A 17,473-nucleotide genomic window follows, 5' to 3' on the forward strand; every position below is an offset into this window, starting at 1 on the left:
CAGCTGGTCAGTAGCCGAGGTTCCCCTCGAACTGGGCGCCCTCGAGGCGTGCCTTCATCGCGCTCAGGAATCGAGCTGCGTCGGCGCCGTCGATGGTGCGGTGGTCGTACGAGAGCGCGAGGTATACGTACGAGCGCACCGAGATCGCGTCCTTGCCGTCCACAGTCACGACGCCGGGGCGCTTGTAGACGATGCCGGTGCCGAGGATCGCCGACTGCGGCAGGAACACCACCGGGGTGTCGAAGAGCGCGCCGCGCGATCCGGTGTTGGTGATGGTGAACGTTCCGCCTGCGAGCTCATCGGGCTTCAGCTTGTTGTCACGCGTGCGTGCGGCGAGGTCTGCGATGTCCTGAGCGATCTGGGCCAGGTTCTTCGAGCCTGCGTCGCGCAGCACGGGCGTGAGCAACCCGCGCTCGGTGTCGACCGCGATCGAGATGTTCTCGGTGGCGGGGTAGACGATCTCTTCGCCGTCGACCGTCGAGTTGACGATCGGGAAGGTCTGCAGCGCCTCGGCTGCAGCGAGGGCGAAGAAAGGCAGGAACGACAGCTTCGCGCCGGTCTTCTCGTTGAAGTCGACCTTCACCTTGTCGCGGAACGCGGACAGCTTGGTGACGTCCACCTCGACGACGGTCGTCAGCTGAGCGGTCTGCTGCATCGACTCGACGGCGCGCTTGGCGAGCACCTTGCGCAAGCGCGACATCGGCGCGCGCGTTCCGCGCAGCTCCGAGACCTCGACCTGCGCGGGGGAGGCGGGAGCCTCCGCGGATGCGGCGGCGGGCTGGGCCGATGCTGCTTCCGCGGCCTTGAGGACGTCTTCCTTGCGGATGCGACCGCCGACGCCGCTGCCCTTGATCGACGACAGATCGACGCCCTGCTGCTGGGCGAGGCGACGCACGAGCGGCGTGACGTAGGTGACGCCGTCGTTGTCGGAGGCGGACGCTGCTTCAGCGGCCGGAGCCGCCGGAGCAGCCTGCGGAGCGGGAGCGGCCTGCGGAGCGGGAGCGGCCTGCTGAGCGGGAGCGGCCTGCTGAGCCGGAGCGGGCGCCGATTCCTGCGCGGGGGCCTCGGCCGGCGCGGCGGGCTTCTCAGCTGCGGGCTCGGGCGCTGCGGCGGGCTCGGGGGCGGCGGGCGCTTCCGCGGCCGGGGCGGGAGCACCCGAGCCGATGCGCGCGAGTGCCGCGCCGACCTCGACGGTCTCGTCCTCCTGGACGAGGATCTCGACGAGCGTGCCGGCGAAAGGCGCGGGGATCTCGGTGTCGACCTTGTCGGTGGAGATCTCGAGAAGCGGCTCGTCGACCGCGACGTCGTCGCCGATCTGCTTGAGCCAACGGGTGACGGTGCCCTCGGTCACGCTCTCGCCGAGCTCGGGGAGCACGACATCCTTCGCGTCGCCGGAAGCTGCCGGAGCGGGAGCGGCCTGCTGGGGTGCGGCGGGTGCCTCGGCGGCAGGAGCCTCCTCCGCGGGAGCGGGAGCCTCCTCAGCCGGAGCCTGCTCGGACGGTGCGTCGCTTGCGGGCACGCCCGAACCGTCACCGATCTTCGCCAGAACGGCGCCGACCTCGACGGTCTCGTCCTCCTGCACGAGGATCTCTTCGATGACGCCGCTCACGGGCGACGGAATCTCGGTGTCCACCTTGTCGGTGGAGATCTCGAGAAGACCCTCGTCTTCCTGGATGGTGTCACCGACCTTCTTGAGCCAGCGGGTCACCGTTCCCTCGGTGACGCTCTCTCCGAGCGCGGGGAGGACCACGGAAGTGCTCATGAATCTGTCTCCTTCAAGAAATGCCGATGTCCTTCTAGCTTACTGATCTGCATCGGTCGACCGGTCAGAGCGCGTGCAGCGGTTTGCCCGCCAGCGCCAGGAATGCTTCTCCGAGAGCTTCGCTCTGCGTCGGATGGGCGTGGATGAAAGGTGCGATGTCCTCGGGATGGGCTTCCCAGCCCACCGCGAGCTGGCCCTCGGTGATGAGCTCCCCGACGCGATCGCCGGCGAGGTGCACCCCGACGACGGGGCCATCGAGTCGTCGAACGACCTTGACCAGGCCCGCCGTCCCGAGGATCTCGCTCTTGCCGTTTCCGGCGAGGTTGTACTCGCGCACCACGATCGCGTCACCGTGCTCGGCACGGGCCTGCTCCTCCGTCAGCCCGACGGATGCGACCTCCGGGCTGCTGTAAGTGACGCGCGGCACGAGGCTGTCGGGGACGACGGTCGGGCGCAGGCCCGCGATCTCCTCGGCCACGAAGATGCCCTGCTGGAAGCTGCGGTGAGCGAGCTGCAGGCCCGGGACGATGTCGCCGACGGCCCACACCCGGTCGCGCGTCGTGCGCAGCCGCTCGTCGACGCGGACGAAGCCGCGATCGAGCTCGACTCCGGCCTCTTCGAGACCGAGACCGGCCGTCGCGGGGCCGCGGCCGACGGCGACCAGCAGGACGTCGGCCTCGAGCTCGGTGCCGTCTTCGAGCGACACCCGGACGCCGTCCGCTCGGCTCTCGGCGCCGGCGAAGCGCACTCCGGTGCGAGCGCTGATCCCGCGCTTGCGGAACGCGCGCTCGATGGCCTTGCTCATGGCGGCATCCTCAGCGGGCAGCAGCCGGTCGAGAGCCTCGATGATCGTCACCTCGGCGCCGAAGGATCGCCAGATGCTGGCGAACTCGACTCCGATGACGCCGCCGCCGAGGATGATGGCATGCCGCGGCACCGTGCCGAGTGCCAGGGCGCCCTCGCTCGTGATGATCCGATCGTCGAGCTCGAGTCCGGGCAGCGATCGGCTGTACGAGCCGGTGGCCAGCACGACATCCGTGCCGCGGTAACGGTCGTCGCCGACGGTCACGCCGCCGTCCGCCTCGAGTCTGCCCTCGCCGTGCACGACGGTGATCTTCCGTGCCGCGATCAGGCCTTCGAGGCCTTTGTGCTTCTTGGCCACGATGCCCTCGCGATATGCGTGGACACCAGCGATGTCGATTCCCTCGAGCGTGGCGCGCACGCCGACGTGCTCCGAGCCGCGGATGCTGTCGGCGACCTCTGCGGAGTGCAGGAGCGCCTTGGTGGGGATGCAGCCGCGGTGCAGGCACGTTCCGCCGAGCTTGTCCTTCTCGATGAGCATGACTGATGAGCCGAGTTCCGCGGCGCGCAGCGCGGTCGCGTAACCGCCGCTGCCACCGCCGAGGATCACGAGATCGACGCTGTGATCGGTCATCGCTGCGAACCCCGGAGGTACTCGACGAGCGAGCGGACGGTCGCCGCGGTCGGGCCCTTGTCGGTGCCGCCGAAGGCGGCCTTCGTCGTACCCGACCCGGCGATGTCGAGGTGGATCCAGGGGATCCGAGGAGCGTCGTCATCGTCACCCGTACGCCCGACGAAGCGCTGGAGGAAGAGGCCCGCGAAGAGGGAGCCGCCCGAGGGGTCGCCGATCTTCGCGTTCTGCATGTCGGCGATCGGCGAGTCGAGCTCGTCCTCCATGTGAGCGGGGAGCGGCAGGTGCCATGCGTCCTCGCCCGCCCGCTCGGCCGCCGCCAGATAGTCGGCGACGGCGGCCTCGTCTCCCATGACACCGGTGTGCCGGTTGCCGAGGGCGACGATGATCGCCCCGGTCAGAGTCGCGACGTCGACGATCGCGTCCGGCCGCGTTCGGCTGGCAGCGACGATGCCGTCGGCGAGGACGAGGCGCCCCTCGGCGTCGGTGTTCAGAACCTCGACGGTCGTGCCGTCGAGCATGCGGAGCACGTCGCCCGGGCGCGTCGCGCGCCCCGAGGGCATGTTGTCGGCGACGCAGAGCCATGCCGAGACGCGCACCGGAAGGGCGAGCGCCGCGGCCGCCTGGACGACCGCCAGCACCGTCGCGGCACCGGCCATGTCGTACTTCATGCCGACCATGCTCGCCGGGGGCTTGAGCGAGAGGCCTCCCGTGTCGAAGGTGATGCCCTTGCCCACCAGTGCCACGTGACGTGCGGCGTCCGCGGGGGAGTAGTCGATGCGAACGACGCGGGGCGGGCGGTCGGAGCCCTGCCCGACGCCGAGCACCCCACCGAAGCCCTGACGTTCGAGCTCGCTCTCGTCGAGGACTTCGACCTCGACGGGGAGCCCCGCGACGGCCTCGATCGCGCGCTCCGCGAGGTCTGCGGGCGACAGCCACTCGGCGGGCGTGCTGACCAGGTCCTTCACCAGCGCGAGCGCCCGACCCAGAGCGTTGACGGCCGCGACGTCCTCGGCGGACGGCTCAGCCGACGAGTGGATCGTGACCCGTTCCGCGCGCGATTTCGGCGTGCCGCCCTTGTACCCGGCGAAGCGGTACCCGCCGATGGCGGCACCCTCCGCGAGAGCGCCCCACGCATCCGCCGCCGCGAGCGGCGCGGCCACGGCGAGCGAGGCGAAACCTGTCGTGACGCGAACTGCCGTGCCGACGGCGTCGCGCAGCGCGGCGGCGTCGGGATCGGTTCCCGATCCGACGACGACCACGGGGGTCGACGACACGGCCGGCAGGAAGACGCGATGGACCGATCCTCGCGCGCCGGTGAACCCGACGGCGGTCAGCATCTCGGTGATGCCCGGCCAGTCGGCGACGTCGGCCTGCTCATCGAGCGGTGGCAGAACGAGGACGAGAGCGTCGGCGTCGGATTCGGTGACGGGCGCGCTGCTGTGCGCGATCTCGGGGAACGGCATCCTCCCATCCTAGGTTCGCGCGCCGCGGGCGTTCGCTGACAGCGAGGGGGTGAGCCGCCTCGGGGGTGTGATGGGCCTCGTAGAGTTGAACCATGCCGCTGTCCGGACCGCTCTACGCACGTGCCGCCGGGTCTCCGCCCGTTCCCGCGGGGCTGCCGCTCGTCATCGCGCTGACCGGGTTCACGGATGCCGGCGGTGCGGTCTCGCGCATCGTCGAGTACTTCCGTGGCGAGCTCGACCCCACGACGGTCGTCGCGTTCGACAACGACGTCCTGTTCGACTACCGCGCACGACGGCCGATCGTCACCTTCGACGAGGATCACCTCACCGACTACCGCACGCCGCGGTTGGAGCTCTCTCTCGCGCACGACTCGCTCGGCCAGCCGTTCGTGCTGCTCGCCGGCTACGAGCCCGACTTCGCGTGGGAGGCGTTCGCCGAAACCGTCGTGGGACTGGCCGAGGGGATGCAGGTCGCCTCGATCACGTGGGTGCACGCGATTCCCATGCCCGTGCCGCACACGCGACCCATCGGTGCGACGGTCAGCGGTACCCGCTCCGAACTCACGGCGGCCCACTCCGTCTGGCAGCCCCGAACGCAGATCCCCGCCACGGCGGGCCATCTGCTCGAGCTCCGTCTCGCCGAGGCCGACGCGCGCGTCGCGGGCTTCGCCCTGCTCGTGCCCCATTACCTCGGTGAGACCGAGTACCCGGCTGCGGCCATCGCCGGCCTCGACAGCCTGAGCGTCGCGACCGGGCTCGTCTTCGACAGCGACACGTTGCGCAACGAGAACCGCGACTACCTCGAGAAGGTCGCTGATCAGGTTTCCGGCAGCGAAGAGCTGACGACCATGCTGCACACGCTCGAGGAACGCTACGACTCGTACATGGCGGGGTCGGCGCTCGGACAGCCCATCATCCATACGGGTGATCTTCCGAGTGCGGATGAGCTCGCTGCCGAGCTCGAACGATTCCTCGCTTCGCGCCCGCCAGGGGACGACGACAAGCGCGGTCGCTCCTGAGCTTGCCCCTCCGGCCCTGGTCATCTCCGATGGTGGGAATGCCCGGTAGGCCGTCGGCGTTCTCATAGGAATGAATGCTTGCGCAGGAACAGCGCACGAGATATGAGACAATGAAGGACCTGACCCGTTGTCGATCCTGTGCTCCTCGTCGTTCGAGTGGCGGGGGACTTGACAAGGGTCTTACTAGTGTCCGAGAACCCGGTGCGTTCGCACCGGTGAGAGGCTAACCGTGACGTCAGGCACGAAGACCACCCGCACCCGCGCGAGCGAGGACACCGAACTCGTCGAGGACGCGCCCGCTACCGCAGCGAAGGCTGCGCCCAAGAGCGCCGCGAAGAAGGCGCCTGCGAAGAAGACCGCCGCGAAGAAGGCCGCCCCCGCGAAGGCTTCCAAGGCGAAGGCCAAGGCCGACGACGAAGAGATGGACGACGAGGACGTCGAGGACGACGTCGAGGTCGACACCGACGACGTGACCGACGACGCCGCCCCCGCGGGCGATGCAACCAAGGCCGACGACGACGAGGACGACGACGAGTCGAAGAAGCCCGTCGTCACCGAGGCGCTGCCGACCGGTGCCATCGTCATCTCGTCGAGCGACGAGGAGGACGTCCCCGTCTACTCGACGCAGATCACCGGCGCGACGGCGGACCCGGTCAAGGACTACCTCAAGCAGATCGGCAAGGTCCCGCTGCTGAACGCGGCCGAAGAGGTCGAGCTCGCGATGCGCATCGAAGCCGGACTCTTCGCCGAAGAGAAGCTCTCCCACATGTCGGCGGCCGAGAAGTCGAACCAGCTCGGTCTCGACCTGCAGTGGGTCGCACGTGACGGTCAGCGCGCCAAGAGCCATCTTCTGGGCGCTAACCTGCGTCTGGTCGTCTCGCTCGCCAAGCGCTACACCGGCCGCGGGATGCAGTTCCTCGACCTCATCCAGGAGGGCAACCTCGGTCTCATCCGTGCCGTCGAGAAGTTCGACTACACGAAGGGCTTCAAGTTCTCGACCTATGCGACGTGGTGGATCCGTCAGGCGATCACGCGCGCCATGGCAGACCAGGCCCGTACGATCCGCATCCCGGTGCACATGGTCGAGGTCATCAACAAGCTCGCCCGCGTGCAGCGTCAGATGCTGCAGGACCTCGGACGCGAGCCCACGCCCGAAGAGCTGAGCCGTGAACTCGACATGACCCCCGAGAAGGTCATCGAGGTGCAGAAGTACGGTCGTGAGCCGATCTCGCTGCACACACCCCTCGGTGAAGACGGCGACAGCGAGTTCGGTGACCTCATCGAGGACACCGAGGCGGTCGTCCCGGCCGACGCGGTCGGCTTCACCATGCTGCAGCGTCAGCTCGAGTCGCTCCTCGACTCGCTCAGCGAGCGCGAGGCCGGCGTCATCCGCATGCGCTTCGGCCTCGGCGACGGCCAGCCGAAGACGCTCGACCAGATCGGCGACACGTTCGGCGTGACTCGCGAGCGCATCCGTCAGATCGAGTCGAAGACGATGGCGAAGCTGCGCCACCCGTCGCGTTCGCAGTCGCTGCGGGACTACCTCGAGTGACCGGCGCCGCCAACGAGGGCAAGGCTCTCGAGGTCGTCGTCGACGGCACGTCCTACGCGCGGATCCCGATCCGCACCCGCGTGGTGATGCCGGGCGACGATCTCGAGGCCGTCATCTCGGAATACGCCACGTCCACCGTCCAGCCGGGAGACCTGCTCTTCGTCACCGAGAAGATCGTGGCGATCACGCAGGGTCGTTCCTACACGCTCGACGAAATCGAGGTGCGCCCGCTCGCCCGATTCCTGTCGAAGTACGTCACGCGCACCCCGTACGGCATCGGCCTCGGCATGCCCGAGACGATGGAGATGGCACTCCGCGAGTGCGGCACGCCGCGCATCCTCTTCGCCGCCGCCGTCAGCGCCGTCACGAAGGTCTTCGGCCGCCGCGGCGACTTCTACCGCGTGGCCGGAGACAAGGCGCGCGCCATCGACGGGCCCACGTCCGGAACCATCCCGCCCTACAACAAGGCGGTCGTCCTCGGGCCTACCGACCCGAAGGGTGTCGCCGCGCGGATCAAGTCGCAGCTCGGCGGCGTCGCCGAGGTCGCGGTGGTCGACATCAACGACATCGGCGGCAACATCCTCGGCTCGACGCTCGACAAGGCCGGAGAGCAGCGGCTCGTGCGGATCCTCCGCGACAACCCGCTCGGTCAGGGCCACGAGTCGACGCCGCTCGGCGTCATCCGCGAGGTCTGACGTGGGAGCGGTGAACCGGCTCTACCGGCGTGCGCGTTTCTTCGTCCGTCGCGTCTCATCGTTCGACCGCGAGCGGGTGCTCCAGTTCGCCCGCCAGTCCGCTGCGCTCTCGAAGGCGCCGGTGTGGTGGGTCGCCGCCGACATGGCGTGGTGCGCCGTTCGCTACGAGACGACCTTCGAGAACTATTCGGAGTGGGATTTCCGGATCCTGAAGGCGCGTGAGCGCCGGACATACATGACCGACCCGAAGTCGTTCCACCTGTCGCGGCGTCTCAACGACAACTCGGTGCGCGGCGTCTTCGACGACAAGCTCCAGTTCGCCCAGCGGTTCGGTGACGAGCTCGGACGGGCGTGGCTCGATGTCACCACCTCCGACGCGGCGGCCCTCGCCGCTTTCCTCGACGGTCGCGACCGCGTCATCACCAAGAACCCCGGGGGAGTCGGCGGCAACGGCATCACGATGCGCGAGGTCGCCTCGATCGATGACGTCGCCGCGCTTCGCGAGGAGCTTCTGGCGTCGGGGGAGACGCTCGTCGAAGAGGTCCTGGTGCAGCATCCGGAGATGGCGCGGCTCTATCCCGGCAGCGTCAACTCTCTCCGCGTGGTGACCTATCGAGACCCCGACGATGTGGTTCACGTCCTCGCCTCGGTGCTGAAGGTGGGCAATGGGGGAGTGATCGACAACTTCTCCAACGGTGGCATGTACACGATGCTCGACGACGAGGGCCGCGCCCTCCACGCCGCGAGCGATGAAGAAGGCCGCCCGTTCGAGACGCACCCGATCACCGGAGTTCCGATCACGGGCTACCAGGTTCCGCTCTACCCGCAGGTGCTCGAGCTCGTCGATCGGCTCGCCCGACGGGTTCCCGAGATGCCGTACATCGGCTGGGACATCGCGATCACGCCCGAGCGGCCCGTCGTCATCGAGGGCAATCACAACACGGGTGTGTTCCAGTCGAAGCCGTCGGTGTCGGGCATCCGGCGCGGGCTGCTGCCGCGCTACCGCGCCGCCATGCGCTTCTGAGGTCCGCTGGATCCGCCACCGGAACACCGAGAAACACGGAGAGAACGAGCAATGGGTCGATCACGCGTACGGCTGGGCTACCTCCTCGACCGTGCCCGCAACGTCCGGGTCGGCAACCTCGTCGAGTTCGGGCGCCAGGTGCAGAAGGTGTCGAAGGCACCGCTGCCGCTGATCATCGCCGACATGCTCTGGTGCTCGGTCAAGTACGACATGGGATTCCGCGATTACGCGGTCTGGGACATCCGTCTGCTGAACGCGCGCGAGCGCGCCACCTGGATGACGCACCCGAAGTCGTTCCGGATCACCCGCATGCACAACACGCCCGAGGGGCGCGCGAAGCTGGAGGACAAGCGCCGGTTCGCTCGCGAGTACGCCGACCTGCTCGGCCGCGAGACGCTCGACCTGCGCGATGTCGACGACGCGGAACTCGGTGCTTTCCTCGGCCGCCACCCGAAGGTTCTGGCGAAGCCGCTCGACGGACACGGCGGCGGCGGGATCACCCTGCACGAGAACGTGACGGATGCTGCGGCCTTCCGCGCCGAGGCCACCGCCGCCGGGCAGTCGATCGTCGACGAGTTCATCGTGCAGCATCCCGAGATGGCCTCGCTCTACCCCGACAGCGTCAACACGGTACGGATGATCACGTTCCTCACCCCGGAGGGCGATGTGCGCCTCCTCGCCGGTGTGCTGCGGATCGGCAACGGCGACGTCATCGACAACTTCGCCTCGGGCGGGATGTTCACGATGCTCGACGAGCACGGCGTCGCGCTCTACCCGGGCGTGGACAAGAACTCGAACGTCTACCGCGAGCACCCCGTGACCGGCACCCCGATCGTCGGCTTCACCGTTCCGTTGTTCGACCAGGTGCTCGCGCTGACCGAACAGCTGGCTCGCCGGACGCCGGAGGCGCCCTATGTCGGGTGGGACCTGGCGATCACGCCGAACGGTCCGGTCGTCATCGAGGGCAATCACAACTCGAGCGTGTTCCAGCCCAAGCCGTCGGCCTCGGGCGTGCGCACCGGCCTGCTTCCCGTGTACCAGGCGGCCGTCGGGTTCTGACCTGACGACCGGAACTGGGCCGCGGTTCCCGGTAGGTTCCCGGTACGCGAAAGCCCCGAGCGCGATGCTCGGGGCTTTCGTCGTGAGGCCGTCCTCAGCCGGCTGCGACGAGGCGCGAGGTCTCGTCGTGCCAGCTGGTGGCGACGGCGCGGAGCTTCTCTTCGTACTTGCGGCCGTGGTGCGCGCAGAAGAGGAGCTCGCTGCCGTTCACCTCGGCGGCGATGTAAGCCTGTGCGCCGCACGAGTCACAGCGATCTGCCGCAGTCAGGCGGTGTTCGAGGACGGCGGTGCTCTCGGAAGTGTTCGTGGTCATGATGGGTGCCTCCTCGGTCGATCGGGTCGTGCAACTGAGTGCCTTCGATACAACCACGACCAGCCGGGGGTATGCCCCATTTGACGTGCATTTCGCTCTGCGCGTACGCTCACCGCGCACAGACCGGACCGGGACCGCCGTGACCTCGTGTGTCCTCCCCAGCGTGTCGGCGCCCGCGGATACGCTTGGAGATCGTGACTGCTGAGTATTCCGCCCACCACCTCCAGGTGCTCGAAGGGCTCGAGGCCGTCCGCAAACGCCCCGGCATGTACATCGGCTCGACCGACTCCCGCGGCCTCATGCACTGCCTCTGGGAGATCATCGACAACTCCGTCGACGAGGCCCTGGGCGGATACGGCTCGCGCATCGACATCGTGCTCCATGCCGACGGCAGCGTCGAGGTGCGTGACCGCGCCCGCGGCATCCCCGTCGACGTCGAGCCCCGCACCGGCCTGACCGGTGTCGAGGTCGTCTTCACCAAGCTGCATGCCGGCGGCAAGTTCGGTGGCGGCTCGTACGCGGCGTCGGGCGGTCTCCACGGTGTCGGCGCATCGGTCGTCAACGCCCTGTCGGAGCGCCTCGACGTCGAGGTCGACCGCGCGGGCAAGACCTACGCGATGTCGTTCCATCGCGGCGAGCCGGGGCTCTTCGCGGGCGATACGCCCGACTCGGAGTTCACCCCGTTCGAGCGCTCGTCCGAGCTGCGTGTGGTCGGCAAGGCGCCCCGGGGTACGACCGGTACCCGCATCCGCTACTGGGCCGACCGTCAGATCTTCACGAAGGATGCCGCCTTCCATCTCGAAGAGCTCGTGCAGCGGGCACGGCAGACCGCCTTCCTCGTCCCGGGCCTCGAGATCGTCATCGTCGACGAGCGCGGCGAGGAGCGGGTCGAGACGAGCTATCGCTTCGACGGCGGCATCTCCGAGTTCGCCGAGTTCCTCGCTCCCGATGCCCCGATCACCGACACCTGGCGGCTGACGGGCTCGGGAAACTTCACCGAGACCGTGCCCGTGCTCCAGGCCAACGGTGCGATGGTCCCGACCGAGGTCGAGCGATCGTGCGAGGTCGACATCGCGCTGCGGTGGGGCACGAGCTACGAGACCGTCACCCGGTCGTTCGTGAACATCATCGCGACTCCGAAGGGCGGAACCCACCAGCAGGGCTTCGAGCAGGGTCTGATGAAGATCATCCGCAGCCAGGTCGAGCAGAACGCTCGGCGCCTGAAGGTCGGCAACGACAAGCTGGAGAAGGACGACATCCTGGCCGGGCTCACCGCGGTCCTGACGGTCCGTCTGCCCGAGCCCCAGTTCGAGGGCCAGACCAAGGAGATCCTCGGAACACCGGCGGTGCGGCAGATCGTGGCATCCGTCGTCAACCGTGAACTGGGTGCGCTGTTCTCATCCACCAGACGCGACGACAAAGCGCAGACGGGGCAGCTGCTCGAGAAGGTCGTTTCCGAGATGAAGGCGCGCATCTCGGCGCGCACCCACAAGGAGACGCAGCGGCGCAAGACCGCTCTCGAGTCCTCGTCGCTGCCGGCGAAGCTCGCGGACTGCCGCAGCAACGACGTGGCCGAGTCCGAGCTGTTCATCGTCGAGGGTGACTCGGCGCTCGGCACCGCCAAGCACGCCCGCAACAGCGAGTATCAGGCGCTGCTTCCCATTCGCGGGAAGATCCTCAACGTGCAGAAGGCGTCGGTCAGCGACATGCTCTCCAACGCCGAATGCGCCGCCATCATCCAGGTGATCGGCGCGGGGTCGGGACGCTCGTTCGACCTGAGCGCGGCTCGCTACGGCAAGGTCATCCTGATGAGCGACGCCGACGTCGACGGCGCACACATCCGTACCCTGCTGCTCACGCTCTTCTTCCGGTACATGCGACCGCTCATCGAGGATGGTCGCGTGTTCGCCGCGGTTCCGCCGCTGCACCGCGTGGTCGTCGTCAACCCGGGGTCGAAGCCGAACGAGACGATCTACACGTACTCCGAGGCCGAACTACACGGGCTGCTCACGAAGCTCCGCAAGTCCGGGCGGAAATGGCAGGAGCCCGTGCAGCGCTACAAGGGTCTCGGCGAGATGGATGCCGATCAGCTCGCGACGACCACGATGGATCGCGCCGGCCGTACGCTCCGCCGTGTCCGTGTCGAGGACGCCGATGCGGCCAACGCCGTCTTCGAGCTGCTCATGGGCAACGAGGTCGCGCCGCGCCGCGACTTCATCGTCACCTCGAGCGACCGCCTCTCGCGCGAGGCCATCGACGCCTGACCCACGCCACGGCGGCGCGCACGAAACTCGGAGGACGACGCGAGCCTCGGAGGCATCCCGGCCAGGGGTCCGAGGTCGACGTCATTCTCCGAGGTTCGGCGGCCGGCGGCTCAGGCGACGACGGTGCCGACCGCACCGATCACGCCATCCAGAGGCTGGCCTGACGCGTCGCGCTTGGCTCCGGCCTCGGGCAGAGCGCGGGTCGCACCGTCAGGACCGACCGCGCGGGGGGAGTCGCCCACCCACGCCAGGGTCAGCGTGTCTTCGCCGCGCAGGAAGCGCTGCGCACGGACGCCGCCGGTCGCGCGGCCCTTCGCCGGGAACTCGGAGAATGCCGACACCTTGCCGCTGCCGGCGTCAGCACCGGCGAGCGACTGCGTCGACCCAGCGATCGTGACGACTACGGTGTTCTCGGACGCGGTCACGGCGGTGAACGCGATGACTCGCTCGCCGTCTGCGACGCGGACGCCCGCCATGCCGCCGGCGGCTCGACCCTGCGGCCGCACCGCAGCCGCGTCGAAGCGCAGCAGCTGGGCGTCGGAGGTGACGAAGACCAGCTCGGTACCGTCGGGGGCGGGCGCGGCGCCGACGACGCGATCACCGGGCTTGAGCGAGATGATCTCGGCGTCGGGCTTCCCCGGCGCGAGCTCGGTGGCCGCGACACGCTTGACCACGCCCTGAGCGGTGCCGAGCGCGATCGGCGGTTCGCCGGTCAACGGCACGATGGCCACGACGTGCTCGTTCGGGCCGAGCCCGAGGTACTGGTCGGCCTTCGAGCCTGCCGCGAGCTGAACGCTGTTGCCGGGAACCGAGGGCAGATCGACGGGCGAGAAGCGGACGAGGCGCCCCGTGCTGGTGACGGCGCCGAGGTCGCCCCGGACCGTCGCGTCGACGGCCGATCGGATGGCGTCGTGCTTGCTCCGCCGCGCAGGCGGGACGATGCCGCTGCTGAGCAGATCTTCGCCGAGCTCTGCGCGGACCATGCGGCCGGTCGCCGACATGAACACGCGGCAGGGCGCGTCGGCGATCTGCAGGTCGACGCCGGCCTTCTTGCCCGAGCGTGCGGTCACGGGTCCGCCGTTGAGCAGCAGCGTGCGACGCGGCGTGCCGTACGTCTCGGCGGCCGCCTCGAGCTCGCGGGCCACCTGGGCTCGGAGCAGCACGTCACTCGCGAGGAGCTCCTCGAGGTGCGCGATCTCGGCCTTCAACTGGTCGCGCTCGGTCTCCAGCTCGATGCGGGAGAACTTCGTCAGGCGGCGTAGACGCAGTTCGAGGATGTACTCGGCCTGCGGCTGCGAGAGATCGAAGACGTCGATCAGTCGCGTCCTCGCCTGCTCCCCGTCATCGGACGCGCGGATGACCTGGATGACCTCGTCGATGTCGAGGATCGCGATGAGCAGGCCCTCGACGAGGTGCAGGCGCTCCTGCTTCCTGGCCAAGCGGTACCGGCTGCGCCGTGTGACGACCTCGATGCGGTGGTCGAGGTAGACGCGCAGCAGCTCTTTGAGTCCGAGCGTCTGGGGCTGTCCCTCCACCAGCGCGACGTTGTTGATGCCGAACGAGTCCTCGAGCGGGGTCAGCCGGTAGAGCTGCTCGAGCACCGCGTTCGGGTCGAAGCCCGTCTTGATCGTGATGACGAGGCGCAACCCGTGGTTGCGGTCGGTGAAGTCCTGGACATCCGAGATACCGGTCAGCTTCTTGGCGTTGACGGCGTCCTTGATCTTCTCGATGATCCGCTCGGGGCCGACCATGTACGGCAGCTCGGTCACGACGAGACCGGTGCGCCGTGGCCCGAGCGACTCGACCGACACCTTCGCGCGGGTGCGGAAGGTGCCGCGCCCGTTCGTGTAGGCATCCTTGATGCCGTCGAGTCCGACGATCACGCCGCCGCCGGGCAGGTCGGGGCCCGGCACGAACTCCATGAGCTCGTCGAGCGTCGCGTCGGGGTTCTCGAGCAGGTGCACGGCTGCCGCCACGACCTCGATGAGGTTGTGCGGCGCCATGTTCGTCGCCATGCCGACGGCGATGCCCGTCGTTCCGTTGACCAGCAGGTTCGGGTACGCGGCGGGAAGGACGGCCGGCTGCTGGAACTGTCCGTCGTAGTTCGGGACGAAGTCGACGACGTCCTCGTCGAGGTTCTCGGTCAGGGCCAGCGCGGAGGGCGCCAGCCGGGCCTCGGTGTACCGCGCTGCCGCAGGCCCGTCGTCGAGCGAGCCGAAGTTGCCGTGTCCGTCGACCAGGGGCACGCGCAGAGCGAAGTCCTGTGCGAGACGGACGAGCGCGTCGTAGATCGCGGAGTCGCCGTGCGGGTGCAGCTTTCCCATGACTTCGCCCACGACACGGGCGCTCTTGACGTGCCCCTTGTCAGGACGGAGGCCCATGTCGGCCATCTGGAACAGGATGCGCCGCTGCACGGGCTTGAGGCCGTCACGCGCGTCGGGAAGCGCGCGGGAGTAGATGACCGAATACGCGTACTCGAGGAACGAACCCTGCATCTCCGCCGAGACGTCGACGTCCTCGATGCGCTCCGGCTGGTCGGGGACGGGTGAAGCGGTGCGGGATGCGGCCATGGAGCTGTACGGACCTCGATCGGGGATGGGAGTGCGGATGCCGGGTGTGCGAGACTGTCCGCGATGCCCTCCAGCCTACCGATCGACCCGCCGGCGGCCCGGAGCCTCACCGGTGTGCTGCCGCAGCTGGTCGCCTCCGTCTCGGGTCGATCCGACTGGTTCGCTCCGGCGCGATCGGCGATCGTCATCGTCGCCGACGGGCTGGGGCGCGGCAACCTCGCTCAGCGGGCCGCTTACGCCCGGTTCCTCTCCGAGCGGATGGCCAAGCGGGATGCCGCTCGCACGGTGTTCCCGGCGACGACCGCCGCCGCCCTGAGCAGCCTCTTCACCGGCGTGCTTCCGGGTGAGCACGGCATCGTCGGCTATCGCGTCCGCGTGCCGGGCACCGCATCCGCTCCCAATCAGCTGACGGGGTGGGAGCAAGACGGGCTCGATCCGCTCTCGTGGCAGCGCTCGCAGCCGGTCTTCGAGCGCGAGGTCGCCGGGGGAAGACGCTGTTTCGTCGTGAGCCGGGCGCAGTACGCCGGCACGGGGTTCACGACGGCTACGGTGCGCGGGGCCGAGTTCGTCGCGGCCTCGGGGATCGGCGAGCGTCTCGCGATGGCTGAGGCCCTCGCGGGCACTCATGACGGGTCCCTCGTCTACGTCTACATTCCCGAGCTCGACGTCATCGGGCACGCGCAGGGCTGGGAGAGCGACCGGTGGTCGGCCGAGCTGGAGTCGCTCGACGCCGAGCTGCGGCGCTGGGACCGTCAACTGGCACCCGGGATCGGCGCGGTGCTGACGGCCGACCACGGCATGATCGACGTTCCCGCGCACCGGCATGTGCTGCTCCGAGAGGGGGACCCGCTCCTCGACGAGGTCGAAGTCATCGGCGGCGAGCCGCGGATGCTGCACCTCTATGCGTCCGACGGCGCGGCCGAACGCGTCGCTTCGCGCTGGCGCGACGCGGAGTCGGATCGCTCCTGGGTCGTGACGCGCGAGGAGGCGATCGACGCCGGGCTGTTCGGACCGGTGCATCCCGAGGTCGTACCGCGGATCGGCGACGTGCTGGTCGCCGCGCGCTCAGCGGTGGCCTACTACGACGATCGTCTCGCCGACAAGAAACCGCAGCGCATGGTCGGCCAGCACGGATCTCTGACGGATCAGGAGCGGATCGTTCCGCTCGTCCGTCTCGGCGCGTTCGCCTGAGCGGTCAGGCGTCCTCGCTGCGAGCGCCGAAGACGATCTCGTCCCACGAGGGCATCGACGTGCGGCCACCGCGACGGCGAGTCTCGGGCGCGGAATCCTCGCTCGCGGGCTCGGTCTTCGGCGTCTCGGGTTCGGACGGCGCAGGCTCGGCTGGCTCGCGCTGACCGGCCTCCAGGGCATCGAAGAGGGCGACCGGAGTGCGTTCACGCGTGTCGGCACCGCGGTCCTCGCCGGGCATCGGCTCACGCTGGCCTCGGCGACGCCGGAGCGCTTCGAGCAGATCGGCGGTCTCCGACGAGGTCACGACCGGCTCGGGCGCTCGCTTGATCGCCGCGTCCTTCGCGTTCGTGCTGCGCAGCGAGTTCGACGCGACCGCGTCAGCGTCAGCGGCGGCGGCGGCGGGATGCCGCGGCCCGAAGGCGCCGCTGTCGAACCGGGACTCGTCCTTGGCCTGTGGCGTGTCGAGGGCACGGAGACGGGGGATCAGACCTTCCGGCAGCGACCCCTGCCGCGACAGCTGCGTCGCATCCGAGTTCAGCGGTGCCAGCGACGAGCGCCGCGGGTCGAACGACCACCGTGCGTCGTGCTCCACCTCGCCGACCGTGAACTCGACCTTCACGATCCAGCCGTCGGGTTCGCGCCAGCTGCTCCACCGCTCGCCGGTCGCGCCTGCCTCGCTGAGCTTGGTTCGAACCGCCGTTCCGAAGGTCGGCTGCGCATCGGGCTCCAGCTCGCCTGCGATGAGGACGGGCACGGCGAGCGCTTGCCCGACGATGTGCTCGCGTTCGGCGATGATCGGGCGCTCGTAACGCGCGACGTCCTCGGCCCGGACTCCGAGGAGGGTGGCGACGTCCGCGGCGCTCATCCCGGAGCGGATGTGCGATTGGATCTCGCGGGGGCTGGGGCGAGGAGCCCGCGGTTCGTCCGTCGGCCGGGCGCGGCGCAGCTGGGCGCGCAGCGTCTCGTTCACCGGCAACGCGAAGCGCTCCCCGGACTCGGTGGCGAGGACGAGGATGCCCTCCTCGGTCCCGATGACCTTGAGCTGTTCCATGCGCAGAACCCTCCCAGCGATACGTGTGCCGTCATGGTGTCACAGGCATCCGGGCACCGCGGGAATATCCGGGGC

At 69.1% G+C, this 17,473-nt stretch carries 13 protein-coding genes; 7 read left to right on the forward strand and 6 right to left on the reverse strand.

Annotated elements, in window-relative coordinates:
* Positions 1–7 precede the first annotated feature (7 nt).
* The 3 genes from sucB to P6897_RS06665 all read right to left on the reverse strand — a co-directional run bounded on the left by sucB (position 8) and on the right by P6897_RS06665 (position 4,660).
* On the reverse strand, positions 8–1,762 hold the full coding sequence (gene sucB, locus P6897_RS06655) for a 2-oxoglutarate dehydrogenase, E2 component, dihydrolipoamide succinyltransferase (protein WP_282502410.1): 1,755 nt from the start codon (positions 1,760–1,762) through the stop codon (positions 8–10).
* A 64-nt stretch (positions 1,763–1,826) separates the two neighbouring features.
* Positions 1,827–3,197: a dihydrolipoyl dehydrogenase gene (gene lpdA / locus P6897_RS06660; RefSeq protein WP_282502411.1), complete on the reverse strand. Its 1,371-nt coding sequence runs from the start codon at positions 3,195–3,197 to the stop codon at positions 1,827–1,829.
* Entirely contained in the window at positions 3,194–4,660 is a 1,467-nt protein-coding gene (locus P6897_RS06665) for a leucyl aminopeptidase (protein ID WP_282502412.1), read from the reverse strand. The genes lpdA and P6897_RS06665 overlap by 4 nt, the downstream gene beginning before the upstream one ends.
* 92 nt (positions 4,661–4,752) lie before the next feature.
* Between P6897_RS06665 and P6897_RS06670 the strand changes: the two genes are divergently transcribed.
* The 5 genes from P6897_RS06670 to P6897_RS06690 all read left to right on the forward strand — a co-directional run bounded on the left by P6897_RS06670 (position 4,753) and on the right by P6897_RS06690 (position 10,009).
* Positions 4,753–5,679, forward strand: a complete 927-nt coding sequence (locus tag P6897_RS06670; RefSeq protein WP_282502413.1) for a PAC2 family protein — start codon at positions 4,753–4,755, stop codon at positions 5,677–5,679.
* A gap of 229 nt (positions 5,680–5,908) precedes the next feature.
* The gene (locus P6897_RS06675) at positions 5,909–7,231 is read left to right on the forward strand and encodes an RNA polymerase sigma factor (RefSeq protein WP_282502414.1); all 1,323 of its coding nucleotides are present in this window, start codon (positions 5,909–5,911) and stop codon (positions 7,229–7,231) included.
* Positions 7,228–7,926: a coenzyme F420-0:L-glutamate ligase gene (locus P6897_RS06680; RefSeq protein WP_114587847.1), complete on the forward strand. Its 699-nt coding sequence runs from the start codon at positions 7,228–7,230 to the stop codon at positions 7,924–7,926. Before P6897_RS06675 ends, P6897_RS06680 begins: the two co-directional genes overlap by 4 nt.
* Positions 7,927–7,936: 10 nt before the next feature.
* Complete coding sequence (locus P6897_RS06685; protein ID WP_240309657.1) at positions 7,937–8,950, forward strand: sugar-transfer associated ATP-grasp domain-containing protein; 1,014 nt, start codon at positions 7,937–7,939, stop codon at positions 8,948–8,950.
* A gap of 51 nt (positions 8,951–9,001) precedes the next feature.
* Positions 9,002–10,009, forward strand: coding sequence for a sugar-transfer associated ATP-grasp domain-containing protein (locus P6897_RS06690; RefSeq protein ID WP_269266540.1), 1,008 nt, complete (start codon positions 9,002–9,004; stop codon positions 10,007–10,009).
* Between the two features lie 94 nt (positions 10,010–10,103).
* Here P6897_RS06690 and P6897_RS06695 read toward each other — a convergent pair whose 3' ends face one another.
* Entirely contained in the window at positions 10,104–10,322 is a 219-nt protein-coding gene (locus P6897_RS06695; protein ID WP_112614164.1) for a hypothetical protein, read from the reverse strand.
* A gap of 191 nt (positions 10,323–10,513) precedes the next feature.
* Between P6897_RS06695 and P6897_RS06700 the strand changes: the two genes are divergently transcribed.
* Positions 10,514–12,586 carry a DNA topoisomerase IV subunit B gene (locus P6897_RS06700; protein WP_282502565.1) on the forward strand — a complete coding sequence of 691 codons (2,073 nt, stop codon included), beginning with the start codon at positions 10,514–10,516 and terminating at the stop codon, positions 12,584–12,586.
* 110 nt (positions 12,587–12,696) lie between these two features.
* Here P6897_RS06700 and P6897_RS06705 read toward each other — a convergent pair whose 3' ends face one another.
* On the reverse strand, positions 12,697–15,156 hold the full coding sequence (locus P6897_RS06705; RefSeq protein ID WP_282502415.1) for a DNA topoisomerase IV subunit A: 2,460 nt from the start codon (positions 15,154–15,156) through the stop codon (positions 12,697–12,699).
* Between the two features lie 63 nt (positions 15,157–15,219).
* Here P6897_RS06705 and P6897_RS06710 point away from each other — a divergent pair, with 63 nt between their 5' ends.
* On the forward strand, positions 15,220–16,347 hold the full coding sequence (locus P6897_RS06710) for a nucleotide pyrophosphatase/phosphodiesterase family protein (protein WP_282502416.1): 1,128 nt from the start codon (positions 15,220–15,222) through the stop codon (positions 16,345–16,347).
* A gap of 4 nt (positions 16,348–16,351) precedes the next feature.
* Here P6897_RS06710 and sepH read toward each other — a convergent pair whose 3' ends face one another.
* Positions 16,352–17,398 carry a septation protein SepH gene (gene sepH, locus P6897_RS06715; protein WP_282502417.1) on the reverse strand — a complete coding sequence of 349 codons (1,047 nt, stop codon included), beginning with the start codon at positions 17,396–17,398 and terminating at the stop codon, positions 16,352–16,354.
* Positions 17,399–17,473 lie beyond the last annotated feature (75 nt).

It is taken from the genome of Microbacterium sp. BDGP8 (genome assembly GCF_029991045.1).
GTDB lineage: Bacteria > Actinomycetota > Actinomycetes > Actinomycetales > Microbacteriaceae > Microbacterium > Microbacterium plantarum.